This is a genomic window from Clostridium tertium (genome assembly GCF_017873245.1).
GTDB classification, from domain to species: domain Bacteria; phylum Bacillota; class Clostridia; order Clostridiales; family Clostridiaceae; genus Clostridium; species Clostridium tertium.
The window spans coordinates 88,684-104,093 of record NZ_JAGGJY010000008.1; the positions used below are offsets into that span (position 1 = coordinate 88,684).

17 protein-coding genes are annotated in these 15,410 nt (G+C 26.1%); 6 read left to right on the forward strand and 11 right to left on the reverse strand.

The features are described 5' to 3' along the window. Positions 1-6: 6 nt before the first annotated feature. From J2Z25_RS10350 to J2Z25_RS10375, 6 genes are all read right to left on the reverse strand, one after another. Positions 7-684 carry an amino acid ABC transporter ATP-binding protein gene (locus J2Z25_RS10350; RefSeq protein ID WP_209740319.1) on the reverse strand — a complete coding sequence of 226 codons (678 nt, stop codon included), beginning with the start codon at positions 682-684 and terminating at the stop codon, positions 7-9. Positions 685-696: 12 nt separating this feature from the next. Further along, entirely contained in the window at positions 697-1,338 is a 642-nt protein-coding gene (locus J2Z25_RS10355) for an amino acid ABC transporter permease (RefSeq protein WP_209740448.1), read from the reverse strand. Positions 1,339-1,388: 50 nt separating this feature from the next. Next, the gene (locus J2Z25_RS10360; RefSeq protein ID WP_209740320.1) at positions 1,389-2,189 is read right to left on the reverse strand and encodes an amino acid ABC transporter substrate-binding protein; all 801 of its coding nucleotides are present in this window, start codon (positions 2,187-2,189) and stop codon (positions 1,389-1,391) included. A 109-nt stretch (positions 2,190-2,298) separates the two neighbouring features. Then, positions 2,299-2,637, reverse strand: a complete 339-nt coding sequence (locus J2Z25_RS10365) for a hypothetical protein (protein ID WP_209740322.1) — start codon at positions 2,635-2,637, stop codon at positions 2,299-2,301. A 243-nt stretch (positions 2,638-2,880) separates the two neighbouring features. Then, positions 2,881-3,723, reverse strand: a complete 843-nt coding sequence (locus J2Z25_RS10370; protein WP_097033954.1) for a CvfB family protein — start codon at positions 3,721-3,723, stop codon at positions 2,881-2,883. A 14-nt stretch (positions 3,724-3,737) separates the two neighbouring features. Next, on the reverse strand, positions 3,738-4,238 hold the full coding sequence (locus J2Z25_RS10375) for a gamma carbonic anhydrase family protein (protein WP_209740326.1): 501 nt from the start codon (positions 4,236-4,238) through the stop codon (positions 3,738-3,740). A gap of 125 nt (positions 4,239-4,363) precedes the next feature. Between J2Z25_RS10375 and J2Z25_RS10380 the strand changes: the two genes are divergently transcribed. Next, positions 4,364-5,392, forward strand: a complete 1,029-nt coding sequence (locus J2Z25_RS10380) for a CehA/McbA family metallohydrolase domain-containing protein (RefSeq protein ID WP_209740329.1) — start codon at positions 4,364-4,366, stop codon at positions 5,390-5,392. Positions 5,393-5,477: 85 nt separating this feature from the next. On the opposite strand, the gene J2Z25_RS10385 is transcribed toward J2Z25_RS10380, so the two are convergent. After that, entirely contained in the window at positions 5,478-5,810 is a 333-nt protein-coding gene (locus tag J2Z25_RS10385; RefSeq protein WP_235840779.1) for a hypothetical protein, read from the reverse strand. 284 nt (positions 5,811-6,094) lie between these two features. Here J2Z25_RS10385 and J2Z25_RS10390 point away from each other — a divergent pair, with 284 nt between their 5' ends. Next, positions 6,095-6,562 (forward strand): Lrp/AsnC ligand binding domain-containing protein, encoded by a 468-nt coding sequence (locus J2Z25_RS10390; RefSeq protein ID WP_008677437.1) that lies wholly within the window; start codon positions 6,095-6,097, stop codon positions 6,560-6,562. 69 nt (positions 6,563-6,631) lie between these two features. After that, positions 6,632-6,838, forward strand: a complete 207-nt coding sequence (locus tag J2Z25_RS10395) for a DUF378 domain-containing protein (RefSeq protein WP_008677436.1) — start codon at positions 6,632-6,634, stop codon at positions 6,836-6,838. A gap of 99 nt (positions 6,839-6,937) precedes the next feature. Here J2Z25_RS10395 and J2Z25_RS10400 read toward each other — a convergent pair whose 3' ends face one another. The 3 genes from J2Z25_RS10400 to J2Z25_RS10410 form a co-directional block, all read right to left on the reverse strand. Continuing rightward, the gene (locus tag J2Z25_RS10400; RefSeq protein WP_209740331.1) at positions 6,938-8,296 is read right to left on the reverse strand and encodes a DUF2334 domain-containing protein; all 1,359 of its coding nucleotides are present in this window, start codon (positions 8,294-8,296) and stop codon (positions 6,938-6,940) included. Positions 8,297-8,415: 119 nt separating this feature from the next. Further along, positions 8,416-10,164, reverse strand: a complete 1,749-nt coding sequence (locus J2Z25_RS10405) for a phosphoenolpyruvate carboxykinase (ATP) (protein ID WP_142691263.1) — start codon at positions 10,162-10,164, stop codon at positions 8,416-8,418. A gap of 357 nt (positions 10,165-10,521) precedes the next feature. Continuing rightward, on the reverse strand, positions 10,522-11,235 hold the full coding sequence (locus J2Z25_RS10410; RefSeq protein ID WP_209740333.1) for a lysophospholipid acyltransferase family protein: 714 nt from the start codon (positions 11,233-11,235) through the stop codon (positions 10,522-10,524). A gap of 180 nt (positions 11,236-11,415) precedes the next feature. Between J2Z25_RS10410 and J2Z25_RS10415 the strand changes: the two genes are divergently transcribed. Next, positions 11,416-12,258: a ComEC/Rec2 family competence protein gene (locus J2Z25_RS10415; protein ID WP_209740335.1), complete on the forward strand. Its 843-nt coding sequence runs from the start codon at positions 11,416-11,418 to the stop codon at positions 12,256-12,258. Positions 12,259-12,319: 61 nt separating this feature from the next. Here the strand turns inward: J2Z25_RS10415 and J2Z25_RS10420 are convergent, their stop codons facing one another. After that, positions 12,320-13,120, reverse strand: a complete 801-nt coding sequence (locus tag J2Z25_RS10420; RefSeq protein ID WP_209740337.1) for a ribonuclease H-like domain-containing protein — start codon at positions 13,118-13,120, stop codon at positions 12,320-12,322. Positions 13,121-13,410: 290 nt separating this feature from the next. Between J2Z25_RS10420 and J2Z25_RS10425 the strand changes: the two genes are divergently transcribed. Together J2Z25_RS10425 and feoB are read left to right on the forward strand one after the other, a co-directional pair. Continuing rightward, the gene (locus J2Z25_RS10425; protein ID WP_008677424.1) at positions 13,411-13,632 is read left to right on the forward strand and encodes a FeoA family protein; all 222 of its coding nucleotides are present in this window, start codon (positions 13,411-13,413) and stop codon (positions 13,630-13,632) included. 12 nt (positions 13,633-13,644) lie between these two features. Next, positions 13,645-15,405 (forward strand): ferrous iron transport protein B, encoded by a 1,761-nt coding sequence (feoB, locus tag J2Z25_RS10430; protein ID WP_209740339.1) that lies wholly within the window; start codon positions 13,645-13,647, stop codon positions 15,403-15,405. Positions 15,406-15,410 lie beyond the last annotated feature (5 nt).

A 15,410-nucleotide genomic window follows, 5' to 3' on the forward strand; every position in this document is an offset into this window, starting at 1 on the left:
TATCCATTAAAAAATGTTTCCCTCTTTAAGCTTTCCATTATCCATAGAATAAATTTTATCTGCTACTTTTTCTGCAAATGTCATATCATGAGTAATTATAAGCATACTCATACCATCTTTTGCAAGGCTTTTTATTAAACTTGCTACTTCACCTGTTAGACCTGGATCTAATGCAGAAGTAGGTTCATCAAAACACATTAACTTTGGATTTAATGCTAATGCTCTCCCTATTGCAACTCTTTGTTTTTGGCCACCTGATAGTTCGTATGGATAGCTGTTTAATTTATCTTTTAGTTCTAAAAACCCTAAAATTTCTGTAGCATTTTTCTTTGCTAATTCATCAGATTCTCCTAAAACTCTTTTAGGTGCTTCAATTAAATTTTCTAGTACACTCATATGTGGAAATAGATTAAAGTTTTGAAATACTAATCCAATTTCTCTTCGCGCTTCATTAAATTCTTGTTTTTCTTTATATACTCCTTCTTTGCATAAAAATTTATTATCTATTTCTATAGTTCCTTCATCACAAAACTCTAATCCATTTACACATCTTAATAAAGTTGTTTTACCACCACCTGATGGTCCAACTATGACTGCTATCTCTCCATTTTTCACTTCTAAGTCTATCCCCTTTAAAACTTCAGACTTACCAAAGTTCTTCCTTAACCCCTGAATTTTTAGCATAAGCCATCCCTCCTACTGATAGTAACCAAATCTTTTTTCAATACTTTCTAGCACTTTTGTTATCAAACTATTAAATAATAAATAAACAACTCCTATTACTACAAATGGCATTATAGATGAAAGTCTATTTGAAGCTATCTTTGCCACTTTTAATAATTCATCTAACCCTACAACATAAACTAAAGCTGTGTCTTTAACTAAGGTAACAATTTCATTTGCAACTGGTGGAAATATTCTTTTTAATGCTTGTGGCATTATAACTCTAAAAAAGGTATCTTTTTTACTTAATCCTAATACCTCTGCCCCTTCAAATTGTCCTTTATCTATAGATAAAATCCCAGCCCTAAATATCTCTCCAAAATATGCCCCATAATTTAATACCATTGCTAATATAGCTGCTGGAAATCTTGGAATACTTATATTTATTAATGGTAGTCCAAAAAATATAAATAAAATTTGTAATAAAAGAGGTGTTCCTCTTAAAATTAATACATATACTCCTGTTATTGAATTTAATATCTTTACTTTAGATATTCTTCCAAGTGCAATTATGCACCCTAATGGTATAGATAAAATCAAAGTAATTATAAATATTTCTATTGTAACTTTTAACCCTTCTAAGACTTGTGGAATAAAAGCTATTATTTCGTTTATTAATTCCAAATAAAACACCTCGTCTTAAATTAATTTAGTAATTTATAAGTTTATTTAGCTATTATATCTTCTCCAAACCATTTTTTTGATATCTCTCCTGCTTTGCCCTCATTTACTAGTTCACCAAAGGCATTATTAAAAGCTTCAACTAAATCTTTATCATCTTTTCTCATTCCTACCGAGTATGATTCTTTACCAAAATCCTCATCTAACACTTTATATTTTTCTGCTCCTCTTTGATTTATATAATATTTAGCTAATATTTCATCTGCAACAACTGCATCTACTCTTCCTGCTTCTAAATCCATCAAAGCTTCATTATTTGTTTCAAATGTAACTATTTTTCCATCTTTAAAGCTATTAACTATATCCCCATCAGCTTCTATTGCATCTACGGCACTCGACTGATTTTGGGCAGCAACTACAGCATCTTTTAATTCTTTTTTTGAATTAATTTTTGAATTAGCTAATGTTATGATGACTTGTCTATTATTTAAATATTCCTTTGAAAATGCAACTTTTTCTTTTCTCTCTTCAGTTACACTATATCCATTCCAAATAAAATCTATATTGCCATTGTTAAGTTCTGTTTCTTTCATACTCCAGTCTATAGGTTGAAATATAATCTTTTTATTTAATTTTTCACCAATTCCTTTTGCAAGTTCTATATCAAACCCTGTATATTCACCATTTTTGTCCTTAAAACCCATTGGGACAAAAGTATCATCAAACCCCAATACTAATTCTTCTTTTTCCATAGAATTTTCAATTTTCTTTTCTCCACAAGATACTAATGCTAATGACATTAATCCTAATAATGAAGTAATTAATATTTTTTTTACTATTTTCATAATTAAATCCCCCTTGTTCTTCATATTCTTTACTTATTTATTACTTTATCACAGTAAAGTAATAAAGTCAACAAAAAAAATACAATACTTTATTTTTATTATTGTATTTTTAACCTTTAATTACTTTTCTTAAGTTATATATAATAGCTGTTGTAATAGGAATTAATAATATCCAATAAAAAGCACTTAATTGCAATTCTTCTAATTTAACTAAATGCCTGTATAAAATTATGCTTGAATAAATAAAATCTATAAATATAATAAATACAATTGAACTTTCTATAGTTAAAAAATAAGTTATTAAAGAAGTTAAATATATCACTCCAAGCATAATAAAATTTTCATATTTAAAATTAGTACTAATAATATTTGAAAAAATAGCTAAAAAGCAATTATATATTATAAATATTGAAATTATTATATCTGCATTTTTATTTTTTTTAGTCATTAAAATCTAGCTCCTTTTTATATACATTACTATTATTAACACTTTAAAAACTCCCTATTCTTATTATTTTTAACTTTATTATATATTTATATGATTTATCTAGTTTTCTCACTTTTATAAATATTGATTTTATTCTAGGACTTAAATAATTTATTCTATTAATATCTTTTTCATTTTATATATATTTTTCTACTGATAATTTAATATGTAAAAAGAGGCAGTACAAACTGCCTCTTTTTAAAATTACTTTAATCTCGTTCCTTCTTCTTCTTGAACTATTTTTCCACTCTTCATCAACCCACCTAAAGCCATCTTAAAATAGTTTTTACTAGTATTAAATGTAGCTTTAATATCTTCTGGATTTGATTTATCATTAAATGGCATGAAACCACCATTTTTATTTAAGTATTTTAGTATATCTTCTTGAATTTGTTCTCTTTCATTCAACCTTGTTTTTCTTGGAGTTAAACCTATAACTCCATCTTCGTATATTTTTTTTATTCTTAACTTCATTTCAGTTCCTGGATAAACTTCCATGTAATATTCATTTGGTAATACTATCCCTTTATACTTTGAATCTATAGCTACATGAATTGTTCCACCCTGGCTTTTTGAATAAACTTGAGCTATAACCTCTTCTCCAACTTTAAATTCCTTTTCTTCTTCTTGCGCATTTAACAAATAATTTTCTACATCTGTAGTTGCTGCTAATCTTCCAGTTTTATCTACATATATGTAAAATAAATATTTACTTCCTGTATGTAATTTAAATCTTTGCTCTTTTATTGGAACAAAAATATCTCTATCTAGCCCAAAATCAACAAATGCTCCAAACTCTGTTTGGAATACCACTTTTAAATATGCAACTTCTCCAACAGTAACTAAAGGTTTTTTAAAGGTAGCTATTGGTCTATCTTTTGAATCTCTATATACAAATACCTCTATTTTATCTCCTACTTGTATTTCTTTATCCTCTGTCATAGATTTAGGAAGTAATACATCTATTCTTCCTTCATCACCTAAATAAAACCCAAATTCTTTTTCTCTTTTAACTTCTAAAACATTGTATTTTCCTATATTAATCATTTTTCCTCCTGATTTTATAAGTATTTTTTACTTAACTCAACATAATTATTAGCAGATTTTTTTATACTTTCAATTTCATCATCTGTAAGCTTTCTTATAACCTTTGCTGGACTTCCAAGAATAAGAACTCCTTCTTCATATTCTTTACCTTGAGGTACTAAAGAACCAGCTCCTATTATAGTATTCTTTCCTATTTTCGCTCCATTTAATATTATTGACCCCATTCCTACTAAAACATTCTCTGAAATTGTACATCCATGAATTATAGCTCCATGACCTACAGTCACACTTTTACCTATAATAGTTTCAAAATCAACATCAACATGAACAACTGAATTTTCTTGAATATTGGTATTTTCACCTATATATATTTTGCTCATATCACCTCTTAATCGTGATCCAAACCAAATATTCACATTCTTCTCAATAACAACTTCCCCTATTATATCAACACTCTCAGATATATAGCAAGTTTTATGTATTACTGGTTTTATTCCATTAAAATCTTTTATCAATTTTACTTCCTCCAATCTAGTAAGTAATCCTTAAAGTTATTTTATCATTACTGAATATTATTGTCATTATTTATAGTTATTCAATACTATATATAGATAAGTAATAATTTATTGAGGAGCTTATTTTGGGAAGAAAAAAACATAAACAATTAAAAGAATTTGATCAAAGTAACATAAAATTTTATTATGGTATTCCACACTCTCATACTGAATTTTCAACTGGTAAAGGTTCTCCCATCGAAGCTTATGAGTATGGGTATAGATCTGGATTAGATTTTATGTTTATAACAGATCATAACTCTTATTTATCTAGTGAAATATCTATTAAAGATGATAAATACTCTAAGTTCCAAGGAACTAAGGTTTATGCCTCAAAAATAAAAAAGAAATATGATAGTTTTCTACCACTAGTTGGTTTTGAATGTAAGACTTATCTCTATGGAGATTTAAATATAATGAATTCTTCAAACTTTTTTACTGGTAGCGTAAGAGATTTAAAAGTCCTAGCATTATGGATGTTAAATAATCCTGATGCCTTTATTTCTATAAATCATCCACACAAAAATATAAAAGCATTACCTTATAACCCAGTATTAAATAAATTAATCACATCTATAGAAGTTGGAAATGGAAATCCTGCTAGTAAATATACCAGGCATGATCGCTACTATTTTAGCTTATTAGATGATGGCTGGAAACTTGGTGCTATTAATGGTCAAGATAACCATAGAATTAATTTTGGTGATTCTGAAAACTTGACAGTTTGCATTTGTAATAGTTTTTCTACTAGTGATATTATATCTTCCTTTAGAGAAAAGCGAACATATTCAACTGAATCAAGATATTTAAAGTTATATTTTACTATCAATGATAACTTTATGGGGGAAGAAATTACTATTTCTGATGATAAGCTTAGATTTATGATATTTACAGAAGATATTAAATATAAAATAAAAGAAATTCAAATAATAACTAATAAAGGAACAGTAATACGAACAATTGAAAATATTAATTTGAGTAGTATTAAGTATCTATATGAGCATAAAAGGGAACCTCACGAAACTTGGTATATAATAAAAGTTATTGAAGAAAATAATAAAGTTGCTTTTAGCTCTCCTATTTTTATAAATAACACTGAAAATATAGTGTTATAAATCTAAAAATTAAATATAAAAATAAATATGGCATGCATTATGTTTACTTCATAATTGCATACCATATTTATATTCAAAACTCAAATTATTTTTTTTGATCTTGCATATGTTTTACTCTGTTAGGTTTAGCCTTAGGTCTTATTTCAATTTTCTTTTCCTTCTTTTTTGGTCCACCAGTACTTTGAATATCAAAGAACCATAAGAAGAACCAAACTATTACTATGGAAAGACCCATATTTATCCACACATTACTTGTTTTAACAAAAAATTGAACTCCAAATAAAACTAAGGATATAGCTAATGGAATCCATTTGTTAATTCTTACTTTTGAAAAAACATATTTTTTCCCTAAAGTAAATAGCAGTATCATCACTGCAATAGTCGCTACAATATATGCTATAGAAAATAATATTTGCACGGTATTACTCCTCCTTTAAAAAGCTTCTATATACTATATTAAAAGAAATAATATATATTTTCAAGATATATGCCTTTAAATATTTATAACATCACTATTTTTATTTCATATTATAACTAATAAAATTTTTAATACATTTCAAATACCCATCTTTCAATAATTATTAATAATATATTAATAATTTCATCAAAATTTATTAAATTTATTATAATTCCCTTCTATTTTAATAAATTTTTTGATAGAATAAAGAAAGAAATTATAAAATGTTAATAAGAGGTGATTTTATGAGTTTAAATTTGACCTATCAATTAGATGAGTTAGATCTACAAATACTAGATTTATTAATAAAAGATTGTAGAACTCCTTACTTGGAAATAGCAAGAATTTGCCATGTAAGTGGAGGTACAATACATGTTAGAATGAAAAAAATGGAAGAACTGGGAATAATAAAAGGAACTAGAATTCTTTTAAATTTACCTAAGTTAGGTTATGATGTGTGTTGCTTTGTTGGAATATACGTTGATAAAACTTCTTCTTTTGATTCAGTCTTTAATGAATTATCTAGAATTAAAGAAGTTGTTGAATTACACTTAACAACTGGAAATTATTCTATTTTTGCTAAGGTTGTTTGTAGAAATATTACTGATCTTCAAGATATATTATTAAATAAAATTAATACTATTAATGGAATACAAAGAACAGATACAATAATTTCTTTAGATCAACCTATTGATAGAAATATATCTATATAATAATACATAAAATAATTCCTTTTGGTTACACTATTTATTGTAAACCTATTTTAAAAGGAGTGTTTTTTTATGAAAGTTTTAGATTCTATAGCACTTATTTTAGTTATAATTGGAGCTGTTAACTGGGGTTTAATTGGATTCTTTCAATTTAATTTAGTTGACACACTATTTGGAACAATGACTGCATTTAGCAGAATAATTTATGCTTTAGTTGGAATAGCAGGAATATATTCTCTATCATTCTTTGCTAAAGATAGATTTATGGGCTCTAACTAATCAATATAATACAGTGTATTTAATTTAAATTAAGAGAGTGTGATTTTTCATACTCTCTTAATTTATATAAATTCTTATCTTTTATTATGTGATACATTACTATATATTTTTAATATCCTCAAAACCATAACCTAACTTATCTATACACGTTACTATTTTTTTTAAAATTGAATTTTCATTATAATAGTATTTTATATTTCCACTATCATCTACTGAAACATCTACACTTTTCACTTCTATACTTAGATGATAAAATAAGCTAAGTTCTTCATCTTTTTTTTTATTCTTTATCCTATCAATCATACCTTTTCCATCATCATCTACATAACTCATTGGTGTTGGAATATATTTTGTAACCCTATTATTTGTGCTAGTAATTATCCCTTTATTATATACTCCTATTTGTGGTTCATAAATTATTTTAAAGTATTCTTCAAATATCTTTTGTTGATCATTTGTTACCTTATAATGAGGTGTCTCCCAAAAGTCAATTGGTATATTGAGTTTATCTGATATCCTTATTGCCTCTTCTACTCTTTTTCTAACTTCTTCTTTATCATTATATCCATCATCTCCAAACTCATATCCTGAAACGCTATTACTCTCTTTATATTGATGAGTATATCCATGAAGACCTATTCTCCCACTTCTATTTACAATATAATCTAATGTAAATAAAAAATTTGAATTTTGCATTGATTCATTTTTTGATATATCATTATCGATATTATTAGTATTATTTATATATCTTGGTATCCATCCTATACTAAAATCTTCTTCATTTTCATACATATAATCCACTACTGCTCTCACTTTTTCAAGTGCTGATTTTGTAACATAAACATCTCCTGCAGTAAAATCTTCAAATCTTAGAAATCCCTTTTTCTTTTTGTTATCATTTTTAATATTTTCATCCTTAAATCCATTTATTAATCTTTTTGATATGTATATATCATTTTTATCGTAATCCCAATAAGTATTAACCTTTAAAATTTCACATAAGTCAAAAAATGATATATAATATTCATTATTTTTCTTGAATATATCTCCTCTCAAGGTTTTAATTTCATTATCTTCTATGTATGTTCTATTATTTATATCTATATCAGTAATACTTTCTATTTTCAAAGTATCATCATTTGCTTTTAAGCTATCTCCAAAATACTTCAAAAATTCTGAAACCGGTATATACAATCTATTGTTTTCATATAATACATCATTATTAAATTTCATTTTTTTATTTAAGAAAATAAAGCATATACTATACGGGACTTTTTTAATATTCGTCGCATCATTTAAGTTTTTTCTATATAATGCTTCTTTTTTCAAGAACTCTGCTCCTCTAGTATTCGAATATTTTGAAATCACTTGATATCTATTTAATTCAAAAAAACTAAACAAATATGAAACATAAATAACTAATAGTATTATAAAAAAAATTTTAACTCTTCTTTTCATAACCCTCTATCTCCCTTATAGATAAATTAATCAGTTTAATATAATTGATATAATATATACTACTAATTTTATATTCTACATATAAAAAGCCTACTTTTAAAGTAGGCTTTCTTAATAATTTATTTCAATTTCTTTATAATATCAAATAATTCTATTGCAGCTTTTCTTGGCCCTTCTTTTTCTTGACCTTCTAAAGCTAAACAAGTTTTTATTTGTCCAACTTTTACATTTCCATTAAACATATCATCAAAGTATTTTTCTATTAGTAAATCTGTTTCCTTTTGTTTTTGAGCTGGTCCAAATGGATTTGCAAAATAGCTTTCAACTAACCCTTTCTCTGAAGTTGTTCCCTTAGCCATCCTTGCTCCTGACTTAAATACCTTTATAGCCTCTTCTGTAGTTTTAAAGTATTCAATTGATTTTTCTCCTTCTTTAACTTCTGTATAGTTATTTGCATAAAGGAATAAATCAACTTCATATCCTTTTACTATTTCCTTATATGGTGCAACAGGCATTACCAGTCTAGCATTTATCTTATCTGGATTCATAAATATACTTCTATCAATTTCTTTAAAAGCATATCCTTGATCCAAGTCATCTAATCTAACAAATGCTCCTATTTCTGTTCCATATCCAATTATCTTTCCATTTACTTCTTTAAATGTTCCCATATCATCAAAGATAATTGTCATATTACTAATATAATCTTCACTTAACGCTCTAAATGCCTCTAAACTTTCTGATTTTCCTGCTCCACTATCTCCCATTATAACAACATTTGCTGTATTTCCATCTTTAAGTTCGATATTAACCATTGCCCCGTGTATAGGTAAATATCCTCTCTTTATCATTACTAGATTGTGTAATGTAAGTGTCATTTTCTTCATATATCCAAAGTAATCAATATCTACAGAATGATTAACGTAACCAACCATAATATCATTTTCTTTATCATCATAGAATACAGTTTTCTTTTCATTTTCATCATCTGTTGCTCCAAATACATAGACTAAATCTGGTTTTTTACCTCTATACTCTTCACATCTAGCCATTTCAAATAAGTTACATAAAGTTATTCCATGTTGCATAAAGTCTCTATGGAAATATATAAATGCTATAAGCTCACCTACTTTAGCTGGATAACAGAACCAATGATCTTTATTTAAAGATGCATATGTCAATGGGTTAGTATCTATTTCTGTAAACATTCCACTTCTAGTATTTTTCTTAGGGTATGTTATGAATGGAGTTTCTAATAAGATGCTATCAATAAATTCTATATCCTCTAAAGCTTCATATCCCTTTGGAATCGGCCATAGAATTTTATTAATTACAATTGATGCATTTCCTCCAACAGGTATTTGCCTAAACACATTTGGTTTATATCCCAATACATTTTTTTCAACTTTTCTATACAACTTTAATATTAAGTTAGATAATGATGAGTTAGCTTGAGTAAAACTTACTGCTGATAATCCATCTTGACGTTTATTACTATGAATTATTGTATATCTTTCTAATCTTCTCCAAAATAAATATAAATCTTCTACAAAAGCTATAAAATTATCCTTATCTAAAAATAAATCGTGATAATTAGGATTAGCCTCAACAATTTCATCCACATTCATAACTGTGCAATATTTAAATATTTTAGATAAATTTTTTGATATTTGTGAAACATCTTCTGTTTTTAAACCTGACCTTAAATATCTCCAACTTAATGTAACTTTCTTTTTAGATTTTTTTAAGTAAGTTTCAATTACCTTTCTAAAACCTTCACTTTCTACTAATTCTTCAAATGTACTACAATATTTAGCTGTAAAATTAATTAATACTTTATCATTACTTATTGAAAACTCTTTACGCATACACTTGCCCCCTTTTTTGAAATATATATAATTTAAAAATTTCATTTTCGCACTAATTTTTTATATTATAACATACATTTTGCAAGTTTAGGAAGAAGTCTTTTTCATTTTTCTAAAATTATTATGACTTTTTTATATTTTCAACAAAGAAAACGTAATCACATTCGTTTTTTTAATTTATTTTTATAAATTTATCAAATCTACGAATCTTTTCCTTATAATACTTTAAAACATATATACATTTCCGAATCTTAAGCAAAATATACTTTTTATAATATGGATTTTTTTATTTATAAAAAAAACTATACCTTGAATTTCTTTTAACGGTATAGTTTATATATTATTCTTATTATACTTTTATTGTCCTAAATTTTTTGATATTACTTCTCTAACCTTTTCCATTAACCCTTTTTCTTCTTCTCTAGTTAGATTTTCAGTATATATAGGCTTCCCAAATGTAACTGTTATATCTATTGGTTTAAACTTTCCATCTATTTCATAAGCCCTATATGCACCATCAATAGAAACTGGAACTACAGGTGCCTTAGCCATTGTAGCTAATTTTAAACTTCCTTTTTTAAATTCTCTTAGCTTTCCATCCTTACTTCTTGTTCCTTCTGGAAATATAGCCATACTATAGCCATTTTTTATATTATCTGCACCTTGTCTTATAACTTTAATTGCTTCCCTTGCATTTTCTCTGTCTAAAGGAACACAATTATACTTTTTCATCCAATATCCTAATATAGGAGCTTTCACCATTTCCTTCTTAGCAACAAACCCCATACACTTTCCTACTGAATCTATTAATAAAGGAATATCTAGGATACTAGTATGATTTCCTATATAACAGCATGGAACATCTGGAATATTTTCTTTTCCTCTTATAGTAACATTCATATTAAGAGTATTATGTATTGTATATCTTGCCCAATCTTCCCCAACTTTACCACTATAATCTACTGCTGCTTTTTCACCTTTTGTTTTTTCTAAAATTAAACGCTTTATTGCTTTGAATTGCATAAATATCATATATATACCATAATTTATAATCTTAAAAATACTCATCATTTTTCACCACCATATTTTATTTCTTACTTTATTATAAATGCTTATATTTTTTTCTTCAATTATATTTTTATTATCATATGTCTATAATATATGTATATATTCATATATTATTTTTTTATCTAAAATACTTTGCTTAAATACCCAATAAGTTAAATTTTATTTTATTCGAGGAGATAAAAATTGATAAAAAAATCATTTCGTATAATCCTAAATTTTATTCTTATAATTTTACTTTTTCAATGTAGCATAAATACCAAAGAAAATAATATACAAAGTAATAAAAATACCCTTCAAGTACATTTCATTGATGTTGGCCAAGGTGATTCTATATTAGTTCAAGTTAATAACAAGAACCTACTTATTGATTCTGGACCTAATAAATCTGAAGATAAGTTAAAAAAATACCTAAAAGAATTAAATATATCTAAGTTTGATTATATCATTGCAACTCATCCCCATGAAGATCATATAGGAAATATGAGCTACATAATTAATAATTTTGATGTATTAAATTTTTATGCACCTAAAGTTGAGAATTCTACAAAGGCTTTTGAGACAATGGTAGAATCTCTTATTCGAAAAGATTTAAAAATCAAAGTACTAAAAGCAAATATAAAATCAATAAATCTTGGTAAAAATATAGTAGTAAATGTTTTCTCTCCGCTCTCTAACAGTTATGAATATTTAAATAATTATTCTCCTATTGTAAAAATATCTTATGAAAATACTTCATTCTTATTTACTGGTGATGCTGAAGAACTTTCTGAAAACGAAGTTTTAAATGCTGGTTTTGATTTGAAATGTGATGTATTAAAAATAGGCCATCATGGATCTTCTAGTTCAACTTCCGAAAAATTTTTAAAGGCAATTAATCCTTCCATCGCAGTAATTTCAGTAGGAGAAGATAATACTTACGGTCATCCAACTGATACTGTTTTATCAAGACTAAAAGAAACTAAAATTTATAGAACAGATATAAATGGAAACATAGTAATAACATCAGATGGTTTATCTTTAAAATGATAGATGCTCCTAAAATATTAGGAGCATCTATCATTTAAGATTTTATTCTTAAATCAATATTTTAACTTTCTTTTAATGCATCCTTTTCTTCATTTATGCAAGTTTTTTCTTCCGTTTTTTTTATATCTTTAAAGTTTTTATTTTGTATATTAAAAAAATCATCATCTTCTTTTTTATTATCATCTATTTCTTCTATATATTGATCTTCTTGAATTTCATCTTCCTTCTTTATATATGCCCTCCATCTCATATAAATATTATACAAATTGGTAACATCTTGCTCATTATATAGAAGTATAGTTTCTATCTTCTCTTTTGGCATTCTTAGTATATACTCTCTATCTTTTAATACTTTATTAAAAGTTTTAGCCAAATTAGATCCACTAATTAAATCTCCCTCTCTATGAATATCAAACTCTTTTTCTAGATTTTTTAAACCTATAGAGTGTCCATATTCTTTTTCATACTCTCTTTGAATATCTATATCTTCAAATTCCTTAGAAAAATTAAATTCTATTCCATATTTTTTAAACAAATAATTTATAACTGTATAGTCATTATTTCCTGAGAAAGTAACAATTGCTTTCTTCCCTTTTCTCTTCATATTAACAAAATATCTTTTAGCTAAATCAAGAATTTGAATTACTTCCCCTTTATTTTCAATCATATATTGAGTTACATACAATTTATTATTTTCAAAAACACAGGCTCCAAAGACTCCTATACATTTTGGCTTCTTATACACATAATGCTCTAAATCAAAAAATATTAACTCTTCAGGAGGCCTATTAATTGTATCTGTTTTTAGCATAAAATCTCTTGCTAAATAATCCACCTCTATTATATTCTCTCTTATAATCACATTACCACTCTTTCTTCCTTATCATTTATCACCTTTTAAGTCCTTAGTTTATCTTATAATATTATATCATCTTTTATAACAATATAAAAATAAATATAATTAAATCTTTCTACCTTAATATAATATTATGTAATTTATTATATGTTCAACAAAAATATAACTAAGTTTAAATATAAAAACATTTTATAATTGATAATACTTATCAGTTATGCACTTAAAAATATTGACTACATTTTAACATTTTGGTATTATAATAATATGATAATGATTTTCAATACGAGGTGGATGGTATGAGTCTATATGATTTAAATTTAGGAGAAAAAGCTATAATAAAATATATCAATGGTGATGATAAACTTACAAAAAGATTATTAGCTCTTGGTTGTATTGAAGGAACTGAAATTGAACTTAAAAGAATTGCTCCTTTAGGGGATCCAATAATAGTTAATCTTAGAGGATTTGATTTAGCAATTAGAAAAAAGGATGCTAAAAATATATTTTTAGCTGTATAGGGGGAATAACAAATGAAAACAGTAGCATTGCTTGGAAATCCAAATGTTGGTAAGACTACTCTTTTTAATTACTTAACTGGTTCAAATCAAAGAATTGGTAACTGGGCTGGAGTTACAGTAGATAAAAAGGAAGGATTTTTTGGAAATACTAGAATAGTTGATTTACCTGGTATATATGCAATGGATACTTATTCTAATGAAGAAAAAATATCTAAAGCATTTTTAGAAAATGACGACGTTGATGTTATATTAAATATAATAGACGCCTCAAATATTGATAGAAATCTTTATTTGACAACTCAACTAAAGCAATTTAAAAAACCTATTATTTTGGCTATAAACATGATTGATGTTGCTGAAAAAAAAGGAATAAACTTAGATTATAATAAATTATCAGAACTTATGAATGTTACAGTAATTCCAATTGTAGCTTCTAAAGGACAAGGTATTGATAATATAAAATCAGTTCTAGAAAGTGGTAATTATTTATCTAAGATAGATAATAGCAATTATGAATTTAATAATGAAAAAGAAACCTATGAATTTATAGAAGATATTCTTAATAAATGCAATAAAACTATAGATAAATCTAAAACTACATTAAAAGATAAATTAGATAACTTTCTATTAAATCCATGGCTTGCATATCCAATATTTATAATAATAATGGCATTAATGTTCCAAATTACATTTGCATGGATTGGACAACCATTATCTGATATGTTTGATGGATTATTAAATGATTCTATTTTACCTTATTTATCTGATTTACTTGCTAATACTGCTCCATGGTTTCAATCTCTAATAGTTGATGGTATTGTAGCTGGTGTTGGTGGAATTATTGTTCTATTACCTATAATACTTGCACTATTTGCATGTATATCGATACTTGAAGATAGCGGATACATGGCTAGAGTTGCATTTATCATGGACAAACTAATGAGAAAAATGGGCCTTTCAGGTAAAGCATTTATACCTATGATAGTAGGATTTGGCTGTACAGTTCCTGCTATAATGTCCGCTAGAACATTAGAAAGTGAAAAAGATAGAAAGCTTACAGCTTTATTAGTTCCATTAATGAGTTGTAATGCTAGATTACCTGTTTACGCTGTATTTGCAGCAGTATTTTTCCCAAACTATACAGGATTAGTAGTTGCTCTTTTATATTTATTAGGCGTAATATTAGCATTTATTTTAGGAATAATATTTAAGAATACTTTATTTAAAAAGGATGAAGAACCATTTATTATAGAACTACCTGAATATAAAGCTCCTTCTATAAAAAATGTTGGTAAACAAGTTTATGAAAAAGCTAAGAGCTTCTTAGTAAAAGCCGGAACTATAATATTTGCTATGAGTGTTGTTATTTGGTTCTTATCAAACTTTAACTTCTCAGGTACTGTAGATGTTAATGAAAGTATATTAGCATCAATTGGAAACTTTATAGCTCCAGTATTTAGTCCTTTAGGATTTGGTAACTGGCAAAGTTCAGTTTCTTTATTAACTGGATTATTAGCTAAAGAAACCGTTGTTGCATCAATGGGCATTATATTTGCAGGTGACTTATCAGTAATGTTGCCAGTTTATTTTACTACAGCATCAGCAATATCATTCTTAGTTTTTGTACTTTTATATACTCCTTGTATATCAGTTCTAGGTGCAATGAAAAAGGAGTATGGTACTAAATTCACATTATTTGCAAGTGCATATCAACTTGTTTTAGCTTGGGTCGTTTCATTTATAATTTTTAACATAACTAAATTATTTATATAAAAGAA